We start from the raw sequence: 21,630 nt of genomic DNA on the forward strand, positions 1-21,630 counted from the left end.
ACTGTCCACAATGGTGTTGGGTTGACGCCAACTTCGAGGGCGGGGCCACGAGGATGAATGTGCTCGAGTACGTAGCCGATCGCTGGGATCGGCTGTCTTTGCAAGCGTTTCTGCACGTCAGTGCCGTTGTGCAGTGCACGGTGCTGGCGACGCTGCTCGGAGTGCTGATCGGGGTCGCGGTCTACCGCAGTCCGGCCGGATCCGCGCTGGCCACGGCGTTGGCGAGCACGATTCTCACCATTCCGTCGTTCGCTCTGCTGGCGTTGCTGATCCCGGTGTTCGGCCTGGGCGCGGACACGACGGTGGTGGCTCTGGTGCTGTACGCGTTGCTGCCGATCGTGCGCAACACGATCGTCGGACTGGCCGGTGTGGACCCGGCTGTGAGCGACGCCGCAAGAGGGATCGGGATGAGCAGACTCGGGGTGCTCGCGCGCGTCGAGCTGCGGTTGGCGTGGCCCGCGATTCTGGCCGGGATGCGGGTCGCCACGCAGATGCTGATGGGCATCGCGGTCATCGCGGCGTACGCGAAAGGGCCGGGGCTGGGATCAGAGGTGTTCTCCGGGCTCGCGAACGCGGGCAGTGCGAACTCGATGAACCAGGCCCTCACCGGCACGATCGGTGTGGTGGTGCTGGCCCTGCTGCTCGACGGAATCTACGTGCTGGTCAATCGTTTCACCGTGTCGAGGGGCGTTCGTGGCTGAAAAAGGCATCGAGATCAGGCTCGACCACGTGACGAAGCGGTACGCGGGGCAGAAGGCGGCGGCGGTCGACGACTTCTCGATGGTCGTGCCGGCCGGGGAGATCGTGGTGTTCGTCGGGCCGTCCGGCTGTGGCAAGACCACGACCATGCGGATGATCAACCGGTTGATCGAGCCGACGTCCGGCACGATCACGATCGGCGGCGAGGACGCGCTGAGGATCGACCCGGACGATCTGCGACGGCGCGTCGGTTACGCGATCCAGCAGGCTGGACTGTTCCCGCACTTCACCGTGGCGCAGAACATCGGGATCGTGCCGGGGTTACTGGGCTGGGCCAAGAAGAAGACGTCGGACCGCGTCGACGAGATGATGGATCTCGTCGGGCTCGACCCCGGCGAGTTCGCCGGCCGCTTCCCTCGGCAGCTCTCCGGCGGCCAGCAGCAACGGGTCGGCGTCGCGCGGGCACTGGCCGCCGATCCGCCGGTGCTGCTGATGGACGAACCGTTCGGCGCGGTCGACCCGATCACGCGCGGGCACCTGCAGGACGAGTTGTTGCGGCTGCAGAACGAGCTCCACAAGACGATCGTGTTCGTCACGCACGACTTCGACGAGGCCGTGAAGCTCGGCGACCGGATCGCGGTGCTCGGCGACCGGTCCACGATCCTGCAGTACGACACCCCGGACGCCATCCTGGCCAATCCGGCGGACGACACGGTGGCCGGGTTCGTGGGCGCCGGCGCGTCACTGAAGGCGTTGACGCTCATGAGGGTGCGCGACGTCGAGCTGGGTCAGGCCGTCACCGCACGCTCCGACGCCGCGCCGTCCACTGTGGATCTGGGCGACGAGAAGTGGTTGCTGGTGCTGGACCAGCGCGACCGCCCGTCGCGCTGGGTGCAGTTGAACGAGCTGAGGCGCGTGACCTCGCTGGCCGGTGCCGGACGTCCGGTGCAGGACTCCGTGACACTGCAGTCGACGTTGCGGGACGCCCTCGAAGCGATCGTGAACGAGGGCGGCCGGGCGGTCGTCACGGGTGGCCGCGGCGAGTACGTCGGCACCGTCGATCTCGCGACCGTGACCGACGTCGTGCAGCAGCGGCGGGCGAACTCGTGACGGCCGGGCGGATCCGGTTCTGGGCACAGCCCGTCGCGGTACTGCTGATCGTCGGCGGCGTGCTCGCGTGGGTGTTCGGTGGTGAGCTGACGGCGACCGAGAAGAGCACGCTGAACGCCACGTCGTTGCTGACCGCGCTGCGCGACCACCTGGCGATGACGGTCGTCGTGACCGCGATCGTCGTGGTGGTGGCGGTTCCCGCGGGCATCGTCGCGACCAGGCCGTGGGCCCGCTTTCTCGCCCCGGTGTTCCTGGCGGTCGCGAACGTCGGCCAGGCCGCGCCCGCGCTGGGCGTGCTGGTGCTGTGGTTTCTCATCACGGGTGCCTCTGGAGGGCTGTGGGTGGCCGCGCTGCCACTGGCGTTCTACTCGTTGCTCCCGGTGCTGCGCAACACGATCGTCGGCATCCAGCAGGTCGATCCGTCCCTTGTGGACGCCGGTCGCGGCATCGGCATGTCGGCGTCGGGCGTGCTGTGGCGCGTGGAGTTCCCGTTGGCGACACCGCTGATCCTGGCCGGCCTGCGCACCTCGCTGGTGCTCGCGGTCGGCACGGCGACGTTCGGCCTGTTCGTCAACGCGGGCGGGTTCGGGTTGCTGATCGACACCGGCTACAAGCTGAGCCTGACGAAGGTCCTGGTGACCGGCTCGGCCCTGGCGGCGGGTCTCGCGCTGCTGGTCGACTGGGCCGGCGCGGTGATCGAGCAGCGGTTCGGCCCCAAGGGGGTCGTGTGAAGAAGGTGTTGCTGGTAGCGCTGTTGTTCTTGTCCGCCTGCGGACTGGACGTCAACAGCGCGTTGCCCTACAAGGTACTGCCGGGTTCCATCCAGCCCGACCGGTCACTCCAGGGCGTCGAGATCACCGTGGGGTCCAAGGACTTCACCGAGAACATCCTGCTCGGCTACCTGGCCGAGATGGCGTTGTCCGCGGCCGGTGCGGACGTGATCGACCTGACCGACCTCAAGGGCTCGCAGACCGCGCGCCAGGCGCTGCTCACCGGCGAGGTCGACGTCACCTGGGAGTACACCGGCACGGGCTGGATCAACTACCAGGGGAACGAACTTCCCGTGCCCGGCGGTGAACAGGCGCAGTACGACGCGATCAAGAAGGCCGACCTGGAGAAGTTCGGCGTCGAGTGGCTCGCCTACTCACCGCCCAACGACCAGTACGCGTTCGCCGTCACCGAGGCCTACGGCGAGCAGCACGGCCTGAAGACCACCTCCGACCTGGCGGCGTTCCTCACCCGGAACCCGGACCAGGCGGTGTTCTGCCTGGAGACCGAGTTCACCAGCCGCCAGGACGGTTTCCCGGCGGCGCAACGGACCTACGGCTTCCCGACCACCGAGGTGAAGAACTTCGGCATCGGCACCATCTACTCGGCCGTCGCGGGCGGCACGTGCCCGGTCGGCGAGGTGTTCACGACCGACGGCCGCATCGCCGCACAGAAGCTCCGCGTGCTGGAGGACGACAAGAAGGCCTTCCCGCAGTACAACGTGGCGCCGACCGTGCGCGCGGAGTTCCTCGCCCGGTATCCGCAGATCCGGGGCCCGCTGGAGAAGGTGAGCGCCGCGCTGACCAACGACCAGATGATCGAGCTGTGCCGTCAGGTCGACGTGGAGGGCAGGGACGCGGGCGAGGTGGCGCGCGACTGGATGGTGTCGAAGGGGTTCATCCGGACGGAATGATCACCGCATCGCCCGTCCGACCGGCGGCAGCACCGACACCATCGACGCGGCCAGCCACAGCATCAGCGCGATGCCCGGCACGATGATCAGCGTGCCGCCGTGGTTGATCGTCAGCCGGACGATCGCGAAGACGTAGTAGGCGCTCACGAGGAACCCGAGTCCGGCGAGAACCCAGCGCGCGAACCCGAGCCGCGCGATCACCAGCGCGGCGAGCAGCAGCACCACACCACCGGCGACGTAGGTGGCCACGATCGCCGGGTCGCCGTTGGCGATGAATCCGCGCCCGAACGCGAGCCCCAGCAACGCGACGGCGGCCTCCGGGGTCTGCCGGATGCCCAGGCCGTCGGCGGAGTTCAGTCCTGCCAGCACGAAGCACAGCACGGCGACGAGCAGCCACAGCCCACCCGCGAGGAACGCCGGCGCGACGCTCGGCCGCAACGGCTGCCCCCAGCCGGGCGCCGGGCCGTAACCCGGACCGTGTCCCCGTGGTGGTTGCTGCGGCTGCCAACCCTGGTTCGGATGCACGGCCGTCACCCTACGAGCCGCCAGTCCGTGCCGCAGCGAATTCAGTGTGGCTTGTCGGCGTCGGCTGAGTTCCTGCGGTCGGTGTGGCCCAGGGAACGCTCCGGCGCCACCCGGTCGCGCACGAGCTGCTTGAGCACGGCGAGGTCCGGGAAGCCCTCCTGGGCCTTCCGCGACCACAGCGTCTCGCCGTCGAGCCGCACGTCGAACACGCCCCCGGTGCCGGGGATCAGCGCGACCTCACCCAGTTCCGCGGTGAACGTGGTCAGCAGCTCCTGAGCGGTCCACCCGGCGCGCAGCAGCCAGCGGCACTGGGTGCAGTACTCGATCTCCAGCCGCGGTGTCCTCACCTCTGGGTCCTGACGGACTCGCCGGAGCGGGTCGCGTCCTTGCCCCAGCTGGCCAGCAGCTGCAGCGCCTCGGCGGACGGCGTGCCGGGCTCCGCGTGGTAGGTGGTGAAGAACAGGTCCGGCTCGCTCGGCATCCGCAGCGTCTCGTACGACAGCGTCATCTCGCCCACGAGCGGATGGCGGAGCACCTTCGTGCCGAAGGACTTCTCCTTGACGTCGTGCTTGGCCCAGAGCTGCCGGAACAGCTCGCTCTTCACCGACAGCTCCCCGATCAGGGCGGTGAGCTCCGGGTCGTTCGGGTAGCACCCCGCGTCCATCCGCAGGAACCCGACGACGTCGGCGGCCTTGCTCTCCCAGTTGACGAAGAGCTCCTGGTAGGACGGCTGGAGGAAGATGAAGCGCGCCCAGTTGCGGTCGCGCGGCTCCAGCTCGGCCCAGTCGCCGAACAACGCCGCGGCCATCGGGTTCCACGCGAGGACGTCCGAGCGGCGCCCGCCGATGTAGGCGGGCACGCCGACGTTGTCGAGCAGGTGTTTCAAGGCCGGCCGGACCCCGCGTGAGGTCTTTTTCTTCTTCTTGTTGTCGCGCGGGCAGGCGGCCAGGTTGCGCAGGTGCGTGTACTCGGCCTCGTTGAGCCGCAACGCGCGTGCGATCGAGTCCAGCACCTCGTCCGAGACGTTGCGGCCGTTGCCCTGCTCGAGACGCGTGTAGTACGCCACCGAGACGCCCGCGAGCTGCGCCAGTTCCTCACGGCGCAGGCCCGGCACCCTGCGGGTACGGCCGTAGCGGGGCAGCCCGACGTCGTCGGGGGACAGCCGCGCCCGGCGGCTGCGCAGGAACTCGCTCAGCTCGGTGCGCGGGTCGACGTCCATGCACCCGAGTATTCCCGGCCTGGGCGAACCGTGCCTGCTACTGCTGGTGGTAGGCACGCCAGTCGTACGAAGAACAGGTGTCTGGGTAGCTCTCCCGAAGCGGAGCAGTGTCCTCAGCGACACGACAACGAGGAGAGAACCTGATGAGCACCGTCGCTGCCTACGCCGCTCCCGCACCCAAGGCACCGCTGGAGCGCACCACCATCGAACGTCGCGCGGTCGGCGCGCACGACGTCCTGATCGACATCAAGTTCGCGGGCATCTGCCACTCGGACATCCACCAGGTCAACGAGGGCTGGGGTCAGGGCATCTTCCCGATGGTCCCGGGCCACGAGATCGCCGGTGTGGTCGTCGAGGTCGGCTCCGAGGTCACCCGCCACGCCGTCGGTGACCGCGTCGGCGTCGGCTGCATGGTCGACTCGTGCCGCGAGTGCGACAACTGCCTGCGCGGCTCCGAGCAGTACTGCACGGGCGGCAACACCATGACCTACAACGGTGTCGACCGCCACGGCGACGTCACCTACGGCGGCTACTCGAAGCAGATCGTCGTCGACGAGAACTACGTCGTGCGGATCCCCGCAGGACTACCGCTGGACGTGGCCGCGCCGCTGCTGTGCGCGGGCATCACCGTCTACTCGCCGCTCAAGCACTGGGGCGTCGGACCGGGCAAGAAGGTCGCCGTCGTCGGCCTGGGCGGGCTCGGCCACATGGGCGTCAAGATCGCCGCCGCACTCGGCGCCGAGGTGACCGTGCTGTCGCAGTCGCTGCGCAAGAAGGACGACGGGCTCAAGCTCGGCGCCCAGCACTACCGCGCCACCAGCGACCCGGCGACGTTCACCGAGCTCGCCGGCACGTTCGACGTGATCCTGTCCACGGTGTCCGCGCCGCTCGACTTCGGTGCCTACCTCGGGCTGCTCAGGACCGACGGCGCGATCGTGAACGTCGGCGCGCCGGAGGAGCCGATCTCGCTGAATCTGTTCGGGCTGCTCGGCGGACGCAAGACGCTCGCCGGCTCGATGATCGGCGGCATCGCGGAGACCCAGGAGATGCTGGACTTCTGCGCCGAGCACGGCCTCGGCTCGGAGATCGAGCTGATCGGCGCCGACGAGATCAACACCGCCTACGACCGGGTGCTGGCGAGCGACGTGCGGTACCGGTTCGTGATCGACACCGCCACGATCTGAGGACTGCGCCGTGCCTGCTCAGCTCGGCGGGCACGGCGTCCCGGTCGCGTAGGCCTTCCACGTGATGGGCACCGCGGACGACGAGGTGCTGATGGGGTTGCGCAAGGCATGGCCGACCGCGTTCATCTTCAACCCCGGCGGCCAGATCGGTCCGCACGAGAGCACGCGCGAGCAGGGCGAACGGTGGCTCGCCAACGGCGCCGACCTGATCAGCTACGGCCGCGCCTACCTGGCCAATCCCGATCTCGTCGAACGGTTCCGGCTGGACCTGCCGCTCGTGAGCACCGACCGCGAGACCTGGTTCCAGACCCCGCACGGTTACGTCGACTACCCCAGCTATCAGCACTGAAGCGCGCGCAGCAGGTGGTCCACCAGCCGTTCGAGGTAGTCGGGCTCGACCTCGGCGCGTCGCACGGACAGGCGCCAGTAGACCGGCGCCGCGACCAGGTCCAGGGCGATCTCGAAGTCGAGGTCCGGTGGTAGCTCGCCCCGGTCGATCGCCCGTCGCAGCGTCACGGCACCGAGCGCGCGCCGGGGTTCGCCGATCGTCGCCGCGATCGCCTCGGACAATGCCGGAGTGCGGACGGCTTCGGCGGTGAGATCGGGCAGGATCGTCGCGAACCTCGGGTGCGTCAGCCAGTCGTGCACCGCCGTGACCGTGGCCAGCAGATCGCCGCGCAGCGAGCCGGTGTCCGGAACCTCGGCCAGTGGCACGGAGAACTCCGACAGCGCCGCGACCACCATGTCCTGTTTGGACGGCCACCGCCGGTACAGCGCGCTCTTGCCGACCTCCGCGCGCTTGGCCACCGCCTCCATCGACAGCCGGCCGTAGCCGTGCAGGGCCAGCTCGTCGAACACGGCGTCGGTGATCGCCTGCGTCACGTGGGGCTGCAGGACGGCGGCGCCGGTCGGGGTGCGCTTGGTCATGACGCACATCATAGGACTGGACGAGACGGTCCCGTCCCGCCTACTGTTGTGGACGGGACGATACCGTCTCGTCCATTTCTTTCGGAGGAGCTTCCGTGGACCTCATCCCGAGGGCACTGCAACTGCTGCTGGACAAGGACATGATCGGTTTCGCGGGCCTGTGGGCCGAGGACGGCGTGGCGGAGTTCCCGTTCGCCCCGCCCGGCTGGCCGGCCAGGCTGGAGGGCCGTGCGGCGGTCGAGGACTACGTGCGCGACTACCCGAAGATGCTCGACATCCAGGGCTTTCCGAAGCAGGTCGTGCACCGGAGCACCGACCCGGACGTCCTGATCGCCGAGTTCGACGCCGAGGGTGTCGTCGTCGCGACCGGCAAGCCGTACCGGGCCTCGTACATCGTGGTCATCACGACCCGCGACGGCGAGATCGCGCACTACCGCGACTACTGGAACCCGCTTCTCGCGCAGGAACTGGCATGACCGCGTTGATCATCGGAGGCACCGGCACGACCGGCAGCCGCCTTGCCTCCCTGCTGCCCGATGCCCGCGTCGGCACCAGAAAACCGGTGCTCCCAGGCCACGTGCGGTTCGACTGGGACGTGCCGGCGACGTTCGAGGGTGCCCTGGAAGAGGTAGATCGTGTCTACCTGATCCCCCCGATCGGAGTCGTCGACCCGGTTCCTATGGTCGAGTCGCTGCTCGCTCGAGCGCGGCTCGTGCGGCGAGTGGTACTGCTGAGCTCGTCCGCGGTGCCGGAGAGCGCCACGGGGATGGGCGCTCTCCCCGCACTCGTGCGCACCCTGCCGGAGTGGACGGTGCTGCGGCCGTCCTGGTTCATGCAGAACTTCACCGGCGACCACCCGCTCGCAGCCGGGGTCCGGGCGGGCGAGATCGTCACGGCCACCGGAGCCGGCAGGGTCGGGTTCGCCGACGCCGCCGACATCGCCGCGGTGGCGGCGCGCGCGTTGACGGATCCGTTGCCGCACAACACCGATCACGTGATCACCGGTCCGGAGGCGCTGAGCTACGCCGATGCCGCCGCGATCATCACCGGCGTCACCGGGAAGCCCGTCCGGCACCGGTCGGTCAGCACCGCCGAGATGACCGAACGGATCGCCGAGGGGCTGCCCCGCGACTTCGCCGCCCTCCTCGCCGGGCTCGACGAGGACATCCGAGGGGGAGCGGAGGACCGGGTCACCACGACCGTCCAGGACGTGACGGGCAGGCCTGCCGGGTCGTTCCGGGACTTCGTCAGGCGAACGTTCAGCGCGTAGGGCCCGTCGTGACTGCCACCGGTCAGCGCCGGGCGAGATCCGGCACGCGCTCGTACCCGGCCCACTGACCAGCGGACACCGGGGTGATCTTGGACGAGTTGAGCGTCGCGATCTCGGCGGACCCGACCACCCACAGCTTGCCGTCGAGCAACAGTCCGACCTGACCCGCCGGGTTGGTCACCGCGGGCGCGCCGGCCGGCACGGTGAACGCGAGCTTCAGCGCGTCGACGCCCTGCGGCCGGGTGCCGAGCACGCCGCGGGCGAACTTCTCGGCCACCGAACGGCGCTCGAAGCGCATCACGTTGCCACCCACGACGACGTCGAGCGTGCGTTCCGGCGACGGCACCGCGAGGCCGTTGAGCGCCTTCGCCTCGGTCGCGGTGACGCAGCCCTTGAGACCGACCGCGTCGAGGCCGAAGTGGGAGATGTTCGTCGGTCCGGCCGGACCCTCGACGGTGCCGCGCAGCACGTCCAGCCCCACTCGCGCGCACGGGTCCTTGGCGTCCACCGGAGCGTGGCCCTCCGGCGTGCGCAGCAGGCCGGGGCCCTCCTTCCAGGCGCCGGGGATCAGCACGGCCTCGAACGGGTGGCGGGTGAAGTCCCTGTTCCAGAACGTGATCGTGGTGCCCTGGTCGGTCTCGTGGGCGATGGCGAACGACGACACCGCCTCGATCCACATCCAGTCCGCGCTGAACGCCTCGACCACCGAGCGGGTGCGCGGGCCGTTGTTCGACGTCACCGGCTTGAAGCCCCGCGTGCCGAGTGCCTCGACGCCCTTGGTGAACGTCGGGTCCTTCGAGCGCAGCACGTACTGGCCGGCGCCGTTGTGGTGCGAGGCGAGGCCGGTGGTGTCGGTGAACATCAGGTACACCCAGCCGTCGACGTAGATCGCCGACTGCTGGCCCGCGCCGTAGGTGTTCTCGCGAATGTTGTCGCCGGCGGGCGCGATGATCGACTGGCCGCCCGCCTCGCGCGTCCAGGTGATGCCGTCCTTGCTGGACGCGACGCCGACCGAGCTGTGGTTTGCGTGGTCGGTCTGTGCCGCGCCCGTGTAATACATGTAGTAGACGCCGCCGATTTTGATCAACGACGGGTCGCAGGTGTGCATCGCGTCGAAGCTGCCGCCACTGCCGGAGAAGACCGGGACCGCCGTCGAGAACGGGCCGCCGACGGCCGGGCCCTCGCTGTAGAGGATGTCGTCGCCGCTGGGCGCTGCCGCGCCCAGCTGGCTGCACCACCACGCGCGCACCTTGCCGTTGTCGACCATCACGGCGGGCGCGTAGTTGTACGGCGCGTCCGCGGCCCCGGCGATGACCGTGCCGGCGCTCTGGCGGCCGTTCTCGACGCTGAGCCTGATCTTGTCCCGGGGAGGCGCCGGCGCGGGTGCCTTCGTCGTCGACGCGGGCTTCTGCTGCTCGAGCGGTGCTCCGACCGGGTCGCCGATCGCTGCGTTGGTGCACGCTGTGACCGCACTGACCAGCGCGAGCGCAGCGAGTAACGCGAGAGGTCGACGACTCAGGGACACTCACCCATCATAGTGATCAAGTCCTCCGTCCGGGTGAAGTCCGCCGCCTGGCCGCCGTCAGCACCGTGATTCCGCTGACCAGGAGCACGAATCCCGCGATCGAAGGCGCCAGCGCAGACGCACCCGTGCCGGCCAGCCGCTGCGGCCGGAAGGCGAGTGGCGGCACCAGGTCCTGAGGGGCCTGCACGACCGGCGGCGGACCGGCGGGCCCGGGCTGCTGCGGTAGTGCTGAGCAGGACGAACCCAGGGTCAGCGTGAGGTCGTCGAGCTTGTCACCGGCCCCGTAGAACCCGGCGAACGCGTCGGAGTTGGTGAGCGTGCTCCGCACGCCTGTGATGGTGAGCACACCCCCGCCGACGGTGGTCTTCGCGGCGGCGAGGTCCAGGTCGGCGAGCTCGACCCCGGTCAGCTTGGTCGGCTTGCCGGGCGTGGGGCCGCTGGTGACGAGTTCGACGTCAGCCGAAAGCGTGCCCTTCGCGTCCTTGACGGCGACCTTCGGGTTCGCCAGGTGGATCGTGAAGAAGTGGCCGGGGTACGTGAACGTGATCGTGCCGCCGAACGCGACCTCGAACTGCGTCGCGGACGTGTACCTCGCCTCCTTGAACGGGTACCGGTGCGCGCCGGTGGTCACGCCGTTGGTGTTCGGGGAGGCGTCGACGTCGGTGACGACGGCCCCGTTCGCGCCGGTGATGCTGTTGCCGCTGCCCTTGCCGACGTACTCGCGGAAGCTCTTCTTGAAGCCCCACAGCAGCGTGCCCTTGGTGATCGAGGTGACCTCGCAGCCGGCCGCCTTGACGGTGTAGGTGGCATCGGCCGTGCGCCGGGAGCTGAGGCCGGTGGCGGTGAGCGTGTGCCGGCCGGGTGCGGCGGTGGCGACGAGTTCGCCCGCGACGCCGCCTTCCTGGTCGGCCGCGAAGGTCGCCCGGCCGTCGAGGATGACCTGCTCGCCCGCGCTGAAACCCTGGCCGGTGAAGGAGAGCGTGCCGTTCTGGGGGATCTCGGCCTGGGCGAGCGCGAGGGTGGGGGCGGCGACCGGGTAGGTCATGGTCGCGGGGGCCAGCGCGGTGTTCGCGGGCAAGTTCAGGGCCGTGCTGCCCTTTTCGGTCAGTTCCAGCTCCATCCGGAGCGTCGCGGTGTTGCCGTTGAAAGTGGGCTGACCGGCTTTGATGCCGGCGAACGGCACGGTGACGCCGTTGACGTCGACGGTCAGCGTCTTCGCGCCGAGGTCGACGCGGGGCGTGGTGATGCGCGCCTTCGGTGCCGCGAAGTCGATCCTGCCGCCGAACTCGGCGGTGGTCTGCGTGCTGCTCGTGTACGGCCAGGTCTGGCCGGTGGTGCCGGCGCTCGGGGTGCCGTTCCAACTCGCCACCACCGGCCAGTGCAGGCTGCCCTGCCGGGGCTCGGACGGTGAGGTGACCCCGGTGAACTGCAGGGGCACGACGAGGTCGTTGCCCATGTCCGGGTTGTCCCAGCTGAAGATCATCAGGTAGAGCTGTTCGGCCGCCGCGCTGAACTCCTCGCTGCCGGCCTTGTAGGTGGCCTTGACAGTCGGGGTGGCCTGCCAGGTGCCGTCGGGCTTGAGATCGATGCCGACCGCCCAGTTCTCCCTGAGCAGCTTGGAGTACTGGCTCGTGGTCGTCGTCCTGCCACGCCACCCGTCGCGCTTCGGGCCGACGCGGACGCCCCAGCCCTTGCCGTCGTTGGCCCTGGGGTCGAATCCCGTGCCGGTGATGGTGATCTTCTCGCCGGCGGGGTCGAGTGCGCTGACGTTCGGCGAGACGGTCACCGACGGCGTCATCTGTTCCTGGGCCACGGCCGGTGCCGCTGTTGTCAGAGCCGCGGCGGTCGCGAGCACCGCGAGTGTCCTACGCATCGGTCTTGCCCCTTCTGAACCGCAGCCACCACACGAGGCCCGCCGCGAGCAGCACGGCGGCGCCGATGCCGCCGGGGATGAGCCAGCCCGGTCGTTCGTCGGGGCCGGCCTGTGCCGCGGGCTGGACCTCAGGCTGAGTCGTGGTCGTCGTTGTAGTTGTTGTCGTCGTGGTGGTGGTTGCGGTCGTCGTCGGGGTGGTCGTTGTTGCCGGTGCCGTCGTTGTCTGTGGTGCGGGCTGGTCCGGGACTTCGAACTTGATCGGCGTGAACGTCTCGTTGTTCGCGTTCACCACGCCGTGCGCGCCGATGGTGATGACGCCGCAGGTGACCTTGAGACAGTCCACTTCGGACACCACGCCGTCACGTCCGGCCGCCTTGAACCTCGCACCGGGCACGTTGAGCTGCGCGCTCCACGTGCCGTCGGCGTGCATCGTCCCGTTCGCGGCGTGTTCGGTCTCGCCGCCGGGGAAGGAGATGAACCTCTGGTAGCCGTTGTTGTCCTTGGCCTCGCGGTCCTGGACGTAGCGCATCGTCGTGCCGGACGCGCCGCCCTGGCTGGGCCGCCACTGCTCCGACACCCAGCCGAAGAACACGTAGACGCCGCCGTAGCCGTTCTTGACGGACTGGAAACCGCTGCCGCGCAACGAGAGCGTGGTCGCGTACTCGGGATCGGCGCTGGCCGGCGCGACTGACACGCGCGCGCCCTGCGCCTGGGCCGGTGCCGCGGTGAGGACCAGCAGGGCCACGACCACCAGCGTCCGTAACCCTCGTGCGGCTACAGGCGACCGCCGAGCCCCTGGCCGCACAGCCTCAGGCCACACGGTCTCGCGCCGCACAGCCTCGGGCCGCACAGCCTCGGGCCGCACAGCCTCAGGCGGCACAGCCTCAGGCCGCACGGTCTCGCGTCGCACAGCCCCGGCTGGCGCGGTCTCGCGTCGCACAGCCCTGTGCGGCACAGCCTCTCGCCGCGGGCTCGGCGTTGAAGGCTTACGCAGGGGTCCCCTCCAGGGGGTCCCCTTGCTTTTATTCTTCCAGACGGCACCGACAGTTTTCGGCCTCATGCTTCCCCTCTCCACGGCAGCACGACCGGCCGCCCGGTCCGCGGATGCGCGAACACCTCGACCCGATGCCGGTACACCTCGCTCAGCAGGTCTCCGGTGAGCACCTCGTTCGGCGGCCCGTCCGCGACGATCGAGCCCCCGGACATCACCGCGACCCGGTCCGCGTGCGCCGCGGCCATCCCGAGGTCGTGCAACACCACCAGCACCGCGTTGCCCTGCGCCGCCTGACTCGTGGCCGTGCGGAGCACCAGTTCGGAATGCCGGATGTCCAGGGCGGCCGTCGGTTCGTCCAGCAGCAGCACCCCGGCCCGTTGGGCGAGCACGCGAGCGAGTGCGGCCCTGGCCTGCTCGCCGCCGGAGAGCGTCGTGAACTTCCGCCCGGCGAACGCGGCCATCTCGGTCTGCTCCATCACCTCGGCGACCACGTCCTCGTCGTCGTCCCACGGCGCCCGGCCCATCCGGACCACCTCGGCCACCGTGAAGGGGAACGACAGCGTGATCCGTTGCGGCAGAACGGATCGGCGCCGGGCGGTCTCGCGCGCGGACCACTCGTCGAGCGGTCTCCCGTCCAGCCACACCGAACCGGCGTCGGCCCGGACGTCGCCTGCCAGCACCGCGAGTGCCGTGGACTTGCCCGCGCCGTTCGGCCCGACCAGCGCCAGCACCTCGCCGGACGCCACCGTGAGGTTCAGGTCGCGCAGCACCTGCTGCCCGCCCAGCCGGACCGACACGTTCTCGCAGCACATCTCCGGCTTCACGCCCAGCCACCCGCCTGCTGCCGCGTCCTCCTGAGCAGCCAGAAGAAGAACGGCCCGCCGACGAGCGCGGTCAGCATCCCGATCGGCAGGTCGACGAACGTGATCACGCCACGCGCGCCCAGATCCGCCGCGACCAGCAGCAGCGCGCCGCCGAGCGCGCTGGCCGGCAGCAGCACGCGGTGGCCGGGGCCAGCGATCATCCGGATCAGATGCGGCACCACGAGTCCGACGAACCCGATCACGCCGGTGAACGACACCGCGGCCGACACCATCAGCGCCACCAGCACGATCGAGCCGAGCCTGAGCACCTCGACGTTCACGCCGAGGTGCCGCGCGGGCCGTTCGCCGAGCGACAGCAGGTCGAGCCTCCGCGCGAGGACCGCGGCGAGCGCGATGCCGGCGACCGCGAGAGGCAGCACCGTCCAGACGTAGCTCCACCGCGCGCCGGCGATGCTGCCGAGTTGCCAGAACACGATCTGCTCGCGTGCCTGCTGGTCGCCGAGGAACGTCAGGAACGCGATCCCCGCGCCCGCCACCGCGTTGATCGCGACACCGGTCAGGATCAGCGTGACCACCTCGGTGCGGCCGCCCGACCGCGCGAACGAGTACACGAGCAACGTCGCGGCCAGCCCGAACACGAAGGCGATGACCGGCGTCGTGAACTGGCCGAAGAAGGTCAGCTGGAACACGATCGTCAGGCACGCGCCGACCGCGGCACCACTCGACACCCCGACCACGCTCGGTTCCGCGAGCGGGTTGCCGAACACGCCCTGCATCAACGCGCCCGCGACCCCGAGCACGGCGCCGACGACGATCGACATCACCACGCGCGGGAACCGGACGTTCCACAGCGTCGCCTCGGCCATCGGATCACTCGACGGGCTCCCGAACAGCGACGCGAAGACGTCGCCGACGGGAATCGGGAACTGGCCGACGGACGCGGACAGCAGCACGGCCCCGAACAGCAGGACGGCGAGCGTCAGGAAAAGCAGCGACCTCACGTGTACAGCGCCCTGGCCAGGCCGTCGATCACGGAGGCGGTCAGCGGTCCGAAGCTCAGCACCTGGTAGTCGTTCATGTCGACGATCCGGCGCTTCTGCCCGGCCGGCGTCTGCGCGACACCGGGCACGCCGACCATGCCGTCGACCCCGCCGACGGACGCGAGTCCCTTCGACATCACCAGGATCACGTCCGGCGCCGCCCTGGACAACGCCTCCGGGTTGATCGGCTTGGAGCCCTGCAGGCCGACCTCGGTGGCGACGTCGACCCCGCCGACCGCGGTGATCAGCTCGTCCGCGCCGGTGCCCTGGCCGAACATCTGGTAGACCCCGGACTGGCCTCTGACGTAGAGGAACACGATCCGCAGCTCTGATCCGTTCGCCAGCCGCTGGGCCGTGATCTTGGCCTTCTCGATCTCGATCGTCGTGCGGTAGGCCAGTTTTTCGCCCTCTCCCGGCACACCAAGGGCGTCGGCGACCTGCTTGATCAGCTCGCCGACGTTGTTGACGGCCCGCCGCGACTCCGTGACGACGACGGGGATGCCGGAATCCCTGAGTTGCAGCACCACGTCCCACGGCCCGAGCGTGGTGTCGGTGATCACGACGGTCGGTCGCAGCGCGAGGATCGCCTCGGCGTTGAGCTGGTGCCCGTTCGTCGTGACGAGCGGAAGCTGTGCGGCGGCGGGAAAACCGGTCGACGTGTCGCGCCCGACCATCCGGCCGCCCAGGCCCAGCCCGAACACCGTCGCGCCGAGCGTGCCGTACTGGTCGAAGGCGAGAATTCGGTCGGCGCTGGTCACCGTGACCTTGGTGTCCTGCGCGTCGGTGATCGTCGTCGGCAGCACCGGAGACGGCCTGTCGCTGATCGGCACGACGTCCGGTACCGCCACCGTCGCGGTGCTCGGCCCGGACTTCTGCCGCGGGTCCTGCGCCGGTTCCAGTTGTTCCAGCGGCGTTCTGCCCGGATCGCCCTGCGGTACTTCCGGCGCGTTGCGGCTCGCCGGTCCGGTGCATCCCGCGACCAGCGCGACCGTGAGCACAGCCACCCAGATTCTCACGCTTTGAACTTAACTTAGGCTTACCTAACAGTCTAGGGTGAAGCTCCCACCACATCCGAGTCCCCATTCACACCAAGGACAAGTGATGGCAAGAAAGATCCTGGCAATGGCAGCAGTAGCGGCCGCCCTCGTGACGACCGCCGTGCCTGCCGCGGCGGCTCCGGGAAGCGCTTCCCGCAACGGCCACACCCTGAGCGCGTCCAACGCCACCGACCTCGTCGTGGCCGGTGAGACGATCACCGTGACCGGCACCGGCTACGACCCGGCCAAGGGCTACTACGTGGCGTTGTGCCAGGTGCCCGACGACTACAGCTACGGCACGACCCCGACCCCCTGCCTGGGCGGCGACGGCCAGGGCGGCAGCGGTGTCGGCCCGTCGGCGTGGGTGACCAACACGCCGATCGGCACCAACCCGAGCGTGCCGATCGCGGCGGACGGCTCGTTCACCGCGCAGATCCACGTCAGGCAGGCCGGGGGCAACCTCGACTGCGCGCAGGTGACGTGCGCGATCGTCACCAGGCGCGACCACTGGGGCCTCTCCGACCGCAGCTTCGACGTCTTCATCCCGGCGTCCTGGAGTTAGTGCCGGCTCGTTCGTTTCAGCTGGCCGGTGGGTGTTCGCGGACCGCGCAGCGGCGGCGGAACCCGGCGAGGAACCTCGCCGGGTCGCCGTGCCGGCGGATCGCGGACACCGCACCGGTCAGCGGGAACCAGCTCCGTGATCGTCTCCGCTGCGTGCCGCCAGCCCGCGTGGCGCAGCGGTTCGTCAAGCAGGGCAACGAGTTCGGCGTCCCGCTCGAGTTTCGCGCCCGGTGTCGTGAGCAGCTCCTCGACGGTCGTCAGCTGCCCAGGTAGCGGACGACGGCCATCACCCGGCGGCTCACGCCGGACGAGCCGGAGAGGCCGAGCTTGTCGAAGATCGCGTTGATGTGCTTCTCCGCGGCGCTCTGCGAGATGTGCAGCTGTGCGGAGATGCGGGCGTTGGTGAGGCCCTGGGCCATCAGTTCGAGGACCTCCTTCTCCCGTGCGGTCAGTGTTTCGAGCGGGTCGACGTGCGTGGTCCTGGTCAGCAGCCTGCGCACGACCTCCGGGTCGAACGCCGCACCGCCCGCCGCCACCCTGTCCAGTGCCTCCAGGAACTCGTCCACCTGCGCCACCCGGTCCTTGAGCAGGTAGCCGACCTTGCCGCCGGTGCTGGTGATGAGCTCGGTGGCGTAGCGGTTCTCGACGTACTGCGAGAGCACGAGCACGCTGACCTCCGGCCACCGCTCCCGGATCTCCAGCGCGGCGCGCATGCCGTCGTCCTTGTGGTCCGGTGGCATCCGGACGTCCGTCACCACTATGTCCGGCCGGTGTTCTTCGGTGGCCTTCAGTAACTCCGGCGCGGTGCCGACGGCGGCCACGACGTCGTGGCTCTCCTCGGCGAGCAAGCGGATCAGGCCCTCGCGCAGCAGCGTCGAGTCCTCGGCCAGGATCACTCGCACGGCACCCTCGCGTAGATCGTGGTGGGACCGCCGGGCGGACTGGTCACCTCGAAGTCCCCGTCCACCGCCTTGACCCTCCTCGCCAGCCCCGACAGCCCGGTGCCGGTGGGGTCCGCACCACCGATGCCGTCGTCCCGCACCACGATCGCGATGCCGCCCTTGCCATCCCGTCGCACGTGGATCTCGACCAGCGACGGGTCCGCGTGCTTGGCCGCGTTGGTGACGGCCTCGGACGTCACGAAGTAGATCACCGTCTCCAGCGCGGTGCCGGGCGACGACCCGAGCCGGTTGCTGATCTCGACGCGCACGCTCGACCGTTCCGCCAGCACCTCGAGCGCCGCGTCCAGCCCCGAGTCGTCCAGCACGGCCGGGTAGACGCGCGTCGCGACCTCGCGCAACTCGTCGATGGCCTCGCCCGCCGTGTCGTGCGCCTGCCGCAACAACTCCTGCAACTGCTCCTCGCCCCTGGCCCGCTTGGCCCGGCCGATCAGCATGCCGAGCGCCACAAGTCGTTGCTGGACACCGTCGTGCAGGTCGCGTTCGATGCGCCGCCGTTCGTCGTCGATCGCCTCGATGACCTCGGCCCGCGTGCTGGTCAGTTCCGCGACCCGCTCGCGCAGCAGCGTCTGCTGGCTGGTCCCGAGCATCGTGGTGGCGAGCCACCGGTCCAGCACCGCCACACCGACCACGCCGGCCGTCGTCACGAAGATGACCAGTGCACCCGGGATCGCCATCAGTGCGATCAGCCCGAGGGTGACCCGGTCCGCGTCCTCGATGAGCGCCCAGTCGCCGTCGAACAGCCACGCCGTCACCACCGAGATCCCGATGATGTACCAGAACGTCAGCAGGCAGATCACGCCGGCGCCGAGCGCGCCGACCAGCCACCGCACCGCGAGGTAACGACGGCATCCCTGACGTGTCAGCGGGTTCGTGTGCACGGGCCGGTCGAACCGCGTGATCCTGCCGAGCTCGTACTCGGTCAGCCGGACCACGCCCACACCGGCGGCCGCGGCGGCGAGACCGGCCACTCCCGTCAGCGATCCGATCGTGAGACCCACGAGCATCCGGAACCAGCCACGCACCAACGAACCCGCGCTGAGCCGCTCCATCTGATGCACGTTCGCCACCGTACTGACCCCTCCGGCGCCCGGCATTGCGGTTTACCACAGTATCGCCCTGCGGTTTCCCCCACGATTCCCGACGGACAACCTCATGGTGCCGCCCATTCCCCATTCCTAACGTGGACCCCGACAGATTTCACCGTCACCTGAGGGGAAAACCGATGCTGGCTGAATGGGCCGTCTCGCTGATGGAGTCACTGGGAGGCGTGGGCGCGGCCGTGGTCGTGGGCCTGGACAACCTGTTCCCGCCTATCCCGAGCGAGCTGGTGCTGCCCCTGGCCGGCTTCTCCGCGAGCAAGGGCGTGTTCAGCCTGCCCGCGGCCCTGTTCTGGACCACCGTGGGCTCGGTCGCGGGGGCCGTCATCGTCTACTTCGCGGGAATGCTCCTGGGCCGCACCAGAACTCGCAACCTGGTGGCCCGGATCCCACTGGTCCGGGTGACCGACTTCGACAGGACCGAAGCCTGGTTCACCCGCCACGGCACGAAAGCCGTCTTCTTCGGCCGAATGGTGCCGCTGTTCCGCAGTTTCATCTCCCTGCCCGCGGGAGTGGAACGCATGAACTTCCCGAAATTCCTCGTGCTCACCACATTGGGCAGCCTGATCTGGAACACCATCTTCGTGGGAGCCGGTTACCTGCTGGGCGAGAACTGGCACCGGGTCGAGTCCTACGCCGGCGTCTTCCAGAAACTGGTGCTGTTCGCCGTGGCCGCGGCCGTCGTGCTCTTCGTCGTCACCCGCCTGCGCCAGCGCTCCAAGGGCGACCCGGAGGCGACGCGGGTTCTACCGCGTGTCAGGCGATGACGTTGCCGCACAACACAACTGGGCCGTGGTGTACCGGGGCTGGACACGAAGGTGCCCCAGGCCGGGGGAGTGGCCTGGGGCACCTGGGTGAGGCTGGATCAGACGTCGTAGCGGTCCGCGTTCATGACCTTGTTCCACGCGACGACGAAGTCCTGCACGAACTTCGAGGCGGCGTCGTCACTCGCGTAGACCTCGGCGACGGCGCGCAGTTCGGAGTTCGAGCCGAACACCAGGTCGTTGCGGGTGGCGGTCCAGCGGACGGCACCGGTGGCGCGGTCGCGGCCCTCGAAGTTCTCCTGGTCCTCGGTGACCGACTTCCACTCCGTCTCCATGTCGAGCAGGTTGACGAAGAAGTCGTTGGTCAGCGTCTCCGGCTTGGCCGTGAGCACGCCCGCCTGCGAACCGCCGTGGTTGGCGCCCAGCACGCGCAGGCCGCCGATCAGCACGGTCAGCTCGGGCGCCGAGACGCCGAGCAGGTTCGCCCTGTCGATCAGCAGGTACTCCGACGGCAGCGGGGTGGCCTTGCCGCCGTAGTTGCGGAAACCGTCGACCTTCGGCTCCAGGACGGCGAACGACTCGGCGTCGGTCTGCTCCTGGGACGCGTCCACGCGGCCCGCGAGGAACGGCACCTCGACGTCGTGGCCGGCGGCCTTGGCTGCCTGCTCGATCGCCGCGGCACCGCCGAGGACGATCAGGTCGGCCAGCGAGACCTTCTTGCCGCCGGTCGCGGAGCTGTTGAACGCCTCCCGCACGCCTTCCAGCGTGCGCAGCACCTGGGCGAGGTGGTCGGGCTCGTTGACCTCCCAGCCGCGCTGCGGCTCGAGGCGGATGCGGGCACCGTTGGCGCCACCGCGCTTGTCGCTCTGGCGGAACGACGAGGCCGAAGCCCACGCCGTCTTGACCAGCTGCGAGACCGAGAGGCCGGTCTCCAGGATCTTCGCCTTCAGCGACGCGATGTCGTCGGCGGAGATCAGCTCGTAGTCGCGGACGGGCAGGCGGTCCTGCCAGATCAGCTCCTCCTGCGGCACCTGCGGGCCGAGGTAGCGCTGGATCGGGCCCATGTCGCGGTGGGTCAGCTTGAACCACGCGCGGGAGAAGGCGTCGGCGAACGCCTCGTGGCTCTCCGCGAACTTGCGCGAGATCGGCTCGTAGATCGGGTCGAAGCGCAGCGCGAGGTCCGTGGTCAGCATCATCGGCGTGCGGTCGAGGGTGCCGTCCTCGGGGTCCGGCACGGTGTTGGCGCCCGCACCGTCCTTCGGCTTCCACTGGTGCGCGCCGGCGGGCGACTTGGTGAGCTCCCACTCGAACGCGAACAGGTTCTTGAAGAACAGGTTCGTCCACTTGGTGGGCTGCTGCGTCCAGGTCACCTCCAGGCCGGAGGTGATGGCGTCGCGGCCCTTGCCGGTGCCGTGCGTGCTGATCCAGCCGAAGCCCTGCGCGTCCATCAGGGAGCCCTCGGGCTCGGCACCGACCAGCGACGGGTCGCCGGCGCCGTGCGCCTTGCCGAAGGTGTGGCCGCCGGCGATGAGCGCGACGGTCTCCTCGTCGTTCATGCCCATGCGGCCGAACGTCTCGCGGATGTCGCGGGCGGAGGCCAGCGGGTCGGGGTTGCCGTTCGGGCCCTCGGGGTTGACGTAGATCAGGCCCATCTGGACGGCCGCGAGCGGGCTCTCCAGGTCGCGCTCACCGCTGTAGCGGGCGTCGCCGCCGAGCCACTCGGTCTCCGGGCCCCAGTAGACGTCCTCGTCCGGCTCCCACACGTCGGCGCGGCCGCCGGCGAAGCCGAAGGTCTCGAAGCCCATGGTCTCCAGCGCGCGGTTGCCGGTGAAGATCATGAGGTCGGCCCAGGAGACCTTCTTGCCCCACTTCTTCTTGACCGGCCACAGCAGACGGCGGGCCTTGTCCAGGTTGCCGTTGTCCGGCCAGCTGTTGAGCGGGGCGAAGCGCTGCATGCCCGCGCCTGCACCACCGCGGCCGTCGTGGGTGCGGTACGTGCCCGCGCTGTGCCACGCCATGCGGATCATGAACGGGCCGTAGTGCCCGAAGTCCGCGGGCCACCAGTCCTTCGACTCCGTCAGCACGGCGTCGACGTCGCGGGCCAGCTCGTCGAGGTCGACGGTCAGGAACTCCTGGCCGTAGTCGAGCTCACCACCGAAGGGGTCTGCCTGGACGGGGTGCTTGCGCAGGATCCGGAGGTTGAGCTGGTTGGGCCACCAGTCTCGGTTGCCGCCGCCCTCACTGGGGTGGCTGCGCCGGCCGTGCGCGACCGGGCAGCCGCCGGCCTCCTCCTGGTTCAGCTCGCTCAGCTTGGCGTCAGTGCTGTCGGACACGGGAA

At 69.6% G+C, this 21,630-nt stretch carries 23 protein-coding genes; 10 read left to right on the forward strand and 13 right to left on the reverse strand.

The window, feature by feature from the left end; translation table 11 throughout:
- The first annotated feature begins 53 nt into the window (after positions 1–53).
- The 4 genes from BLR21_RS22350 to BLR21_RS22365 are packed head-to-tail and all read left to right on the forward strand — an operon-like array spanning position 54 to position 3,490.
- Positions 54–701 (forward strand): ABC transporter permease, encoded by a 648-nt coding sequence (locus BLR21_RS22350; protein ID WP_090007894.1) that lies wholly within the window; start codon positions 54–56, stop codon positions 699–701.
- Positions 694–1,809, forward strand: a complete 1,116-nt coding sequence (locus BLR21_RS22355) for an ABC transporter ATP-binding protein (RefSeq protein ID WP_256334860.1) — start codon at positions 694–696, stop codon at positions 1,807–1,809. Before BLR21_RS22350 ends, BLR21_RS22355 begins: the two co-directional genes overlap by 8 nt.
- Positions 1,806–2,540, forward strand: coding sequence for an ABC transporter permease (locus tag BLR21_RS22360; RefSeq protein ID WP_090007896.1), 735 nt, complete (start codon positions 1,806–1,808; stop codon positions 2,538–2,540). The genes BLR21_RS22355 and BLR21_RS22360 overlap by 4 nt, the downstream gene beginning before the upstream one ends.
- A 5-nt stretch (positions 2,541–2,545) precedes the next feature.
- Entirely contained in the window at positions 2,546–3,490 is a 945-nt protein-coding gene (locus BLR21_RS22365) for a glycine betaine ABC transporter substrate-binding protein (protein WP_090008310.1), read from the forward strand.
- On the opposite strand, the gene BLR21_RS22370 is transcribed toward BLR21_RS22365, so the two are convergent.
- From BLR21_RS22370 to BLR21_RS22380, 3 genes are read right to left on the reverse strand one after another with little or no spacing between them, the layout of a single operon-like run.
- A complete protein-coding gene (locus BLR21_RS22370) occupies positions 3,491–4,015 on the reverse strand; it encodes a hypothetical protein (RefSeq protein WP_143027829.1) in 525 nt (174 codons plus the stop codon). It lies immediately after the preceding gene.
- Between the two features lie 41 nt (positions 4,016–4,056).
- Positions 4,057–4,362, reverse strand: coding sequence for an Rdx family protein (locus BLR21_RS22375; protein WP_090007900.1), 306 nt, complete (start codon positions 4,360–4,362; stop codon positions 4,057–4,059).
- Entirely contained in the window at positions 4,359–5,234 is an 876-nt protein-coding gene (locus BLR21_RS22380) for a helix-turn-helix domain-containing protein (RefSeq protein ID WP_090007902.1), read from the reverse strand. The genes BLR21_RS22375 and BLR21_RS22380 overlap by 4 nt, the downstream gene beginning before the upstream one ends.
- A gap of 143 nt (positions 5,235–5,377) precedes the next feature.
- Here BLR21_RS22380 and BLR21_RS22385 point away from each other — a divergent pair, with 143 nt between their 5' ends.
- Both BLR21_RS22385 and BLR21_RS22390 read left to right on the forward strand, forming a co-directional pair.
- Entirely contained in the window at positions 5,378–6,418 is a 1,041-nt protein-coding gene (locus tag BLR21_RS22385; protein WP_090007904.1) for an NAD(P)-dependent alcohol dehydrogenase, read from the forward strand.
- A gap of 61 nt (positions 6,419–6,479) precedes the next feature.
- The gene (locus BLR21_RS22390; RefSeq protein WP_176929743.1) at positions 6,480–6,767 is read left to right on the forward strand and encodes a hypothetical protein; all 288 of its coding nucleotides are present in this window, start codon (positions 6,480–6,482) and stop codon (positions 6,765–6,767) included.
- On the opposite strand, the gene BLR21_RS22395 is transcribed toward BLR21_RS22390, so the two are convergent.
- Complete coding sequence (locus BLR21_RS22395; protein ID WP_218130932.1) at positions 6,758–7,345, reverse strand: TetR/AcrR family transcriptional regulator; 588 nt, start codon at positions 7,343–7,345, stop codon at positions 6,758–6,760. The genes BLR21_RS22390 and BLR21_RS22395 overlap by 10 nt on opposite strands.
- A 95-nt stretch (positions 7,346–7,440) precedes the next feature.
- Between BLR21_RS22395 and BLR21_RS22400 the strand changes: the two genes are divergently transcribed.
- A complete protein-coding gene (locus BLR21_RS22400; protein WP_218130933.1) occupies positions 7,441–7,821 on the forward strand; it encodes a nuclear transport factor 2 family protein in 381 nt (126 codons plus the stop codon).
- Positions 7,818–8,615 carry a Rossmann-fold NAD(P)-binding domain-containing protein gene (locus tag BLR21_RS22405; RefSeq protein ID WP_090007908.1) on the forward strand — a complete coding sequence of 266 codons (798 nt, stop codon included), beginning with the start codon at positions 7,818–7,820 and terminating at the stop codon, positions 8,613–8,615. The genes BLR21_RS22400 and BLR21_RS22405 overlap by 4 nt, the downstream gene beginning before the upstream one ends.
- Positions 8,616–8,637: 22 nt before the next feature.
- Here the strand turns inward: BLR21_RS22405 and BLR21_RS22410 are convergent, their stop codons facing one another.
- The 6 genes from BLR21_RS22410 to BLR21_RS22435 form a co-directional block, all read right to left on the reverse strand.
- The gene (locus BLR21_RS22410) at positions 8,638–10,140 is read right to left on the reverse strand and encodes a glycoside hydrolase family protein (protein WP_090007910.1); all 1,503 of its coding nucleotides are present in this window, start codon (positions 10,138–10,140) and stop codon (positions 8,638–8,640) included.
- A 16-nt stretch (positions 10,141–10,156) separates the two neighbouring features.
- Positions 10,157–12,013 (reverse strand): HtaA domain-containing protein, encoded by a 1,857-nt coding sequence (locus BLR21_RS22415; RefSeq protein WP_090007912.1) that lies wholly within the window; start codon positions 12,011–12,013, stop codon positions 10,157–10,159.
- The gene (locus tag BLR21_RS42655) at positions 12,006–12,758 is read right to left on the reverse strand and encodes a hypothetical protein (RefSeq protein ID WP_256334861.1); all 753 of its coding nucleotides are present in this window, start codon (positions 12,756–12,758) and stop codon (positions 12,006–12,008) included. Before BLR21_RS42655 ends, BLR21_RS22415 begins: the two co-directional genes overlap by 8 nt.
- 311 nt (positions 12,759–13,069) lie before the next feature.
- On the reverse strand, positions 13,070–13,831 hold the full coding sequence (locus tag BLR21_RS22425; protein WP_256334862.1) for a heme ABC transporter ATP-binding protein: 762 nt from the start codon (positions 13,829–13,831) through the stop codon (positions 13,070–13,072).
- A complete protein-coding gene (locus BLR21_RS22430) occupies positions 13,828–14,832 on the reverse strand; it encodes a FecCD family ABC transporter permease (protein WP_090007914.1) in 1,005 nt (334 codons plus the stop codon). The genes BLR21_RS22425 and BLR21_RS22430 overlap by 4 nt, the downstream gene beginning before the upstream one ends.
- A complete protein-coding gene (locus tag BLR21_RS22435; protein ID WP_090007916.1) occupies positions 14,829–15,887 on the reverse strand; it encodes a heme/hemin ABC transporter substrate-binding protein in 1,059 nt (352 codons plus the stop codon). Before BLR21_RS22435 ends, BLR21_RS22430 begins: the two co-directional genes overlap by 4 nt.
- An 85-nt stretch (positions 15,888–15,972) precedes the next feature.
- Here BLR21_RS22435 and BLR21_RS22440 point away from each other — a divergent pair, with 85 nt between their 5' ends.
- Entirely contained in the window at positions 15,973–16,470 is a 498-nt protein-coding gene (locus BLR21_RS22440) for a hypothetical protein (RefSeq protein WP_256334863.1), read from the forward strand.
- A 256-nt stretch (positions 16,471–16,726) separates the two neighbouring features.
- On the opposite strand, the gene BLR21_RS22445 is transcribed toward BLR21_RS22440, so the two are convergent.
- Both BLR21_RS22445 and BLR21_RS22450 read right to left on the reverse strand, forming a co-directional pair.
- A complete protein-coding gene (locus BLR21_RS22445; protein ID WP_090007920.1) occupies positions 16,727–17,371 on the reverse strand; it encodes a response regulator transcription factor in 645 nt (214 codons plus the stop codon).
- Entirely contained in the window at positions 17,362–18,480 is a 1,119-nt protein-coding gene (locus BLR21_RS22450; protein ID WP_218130947.1) for a sensor histidine kinase, read from the reverse strand. Before BLR21_RS22450 ends, BLR21_RS22445 begins: the two co-directional genes overlap by 10 nt.
- A gap of 173 nt (positions 18,481–18,653) precedes the next feature.
- Here BLR21_RS22450 and BLR21_RS22455 point away from each other — a divergent pair, with 173 nt between their 5' ends.
- Positions 18,654–19,295, forward strand: coding sequence for a DedA family protein (locus BLR21_RS22455; RefSeq protein WP_090007925.1), 642 nt, complete (start codon positions 18,654–18,656; stop codon positions 19,293–19,295).
- A 98-nt stretch (positions 19,296–19,393) separates the two neighbouring features.
- On the opposite strand, the gene katG is transcribed toward BLR21_RS22455, so the two are convergent.
- Complete coding sequence (gene katG / locus BLR21_RS22460) at positions 19,394–21,625, reverse strand: catalase/peroxidase HPI (protein ID WP_090007927.1); 2,232 nt, start codon at positions 21,623–21,625, stop codon at positions 19,394–19,396.
- Positions 21,626–21,630: the final 5 nt, after the last annotated feature.

The sequence above is a fragment of the Lentzea albidocapillata subsp. violacea genome, assembly GCF_900100275.1.
GTDB classification, from domain to species: Bacteria; Actinomycetota; Actinomycetes; order Mycobacteriales; family Pseudonocardiaceae; genus Lentzea; species Lentzea violacea.

Excerpts from the sequence above, each read along its gene's own strand:
- BLR21_RS22350 (WP_090007894.1), top strand. The coding sequence starts at position 54 with ATGAATGTGCTCGAGTACGTAGCCGATCGCTGGGATCGGCTGTCTTTG.
- BLR21_RS22380 (WP_090007902.1), bottom strand. The coding sequence starts at position 5,234 with ATGGACGTCGACCCGCGCACCGAGCTGAGCGAGTTCCTGCGCAGCCGC.
- BLR21_RS22385 (WP_090007904.1), top strand. The coding sequence starts at position 5,378 with ATGAGCACCGTCGCTGCCTACGCCGCTCCCGCACCCAAGGCACCGCTG.
- BLR21_RS22395 (WP_218130932.1), bottom strand. The coding sequence starts at position 7,345 with ATGACCAAGCGCACCCCGACCGGCGCCGCCGTCCTGCAGCCCCACGTG.
- BLR21_RS22405 (WP_090007908.1), top strand. The coding sequence starts at position 7,818 with ATGACCGCGTTGATCATCGGAGGCACCGGCACGACCGGCAGCCGCCTT.
- BLR21_RS22415 (WP_090007912.1), bottom strand. The coding sequence starts at position 12,013 with ATGCGTAGGACACTCGCGGTGCTCGCGACCGCCGCGGCTCTGACAACA.
- BLR21_RS22440 (WP_256334863.1), top strand. The coding sequence starts at position 15,973 with ATGGCAAGAAAGATCCTGGCAATGGCAGCAGTAGCGGCCGCCCTCGTG.
- BLR21_RS22450 (WP_218130947.1), bottom strand. The coding sequence starts at position 18,480 with ATGGAGCGGCTCAGCGCGGGTTCGTTGGTGCGTGGCTGGTTCCGGATG.
- BLR21_RS22455 (WP_090007925.1), top strand. The coding sequence starts at position 18,654 with ATGCTGGCTGAATGGGCCGTCTCGCTGATGGAGTCACTGGGAGGCGTG.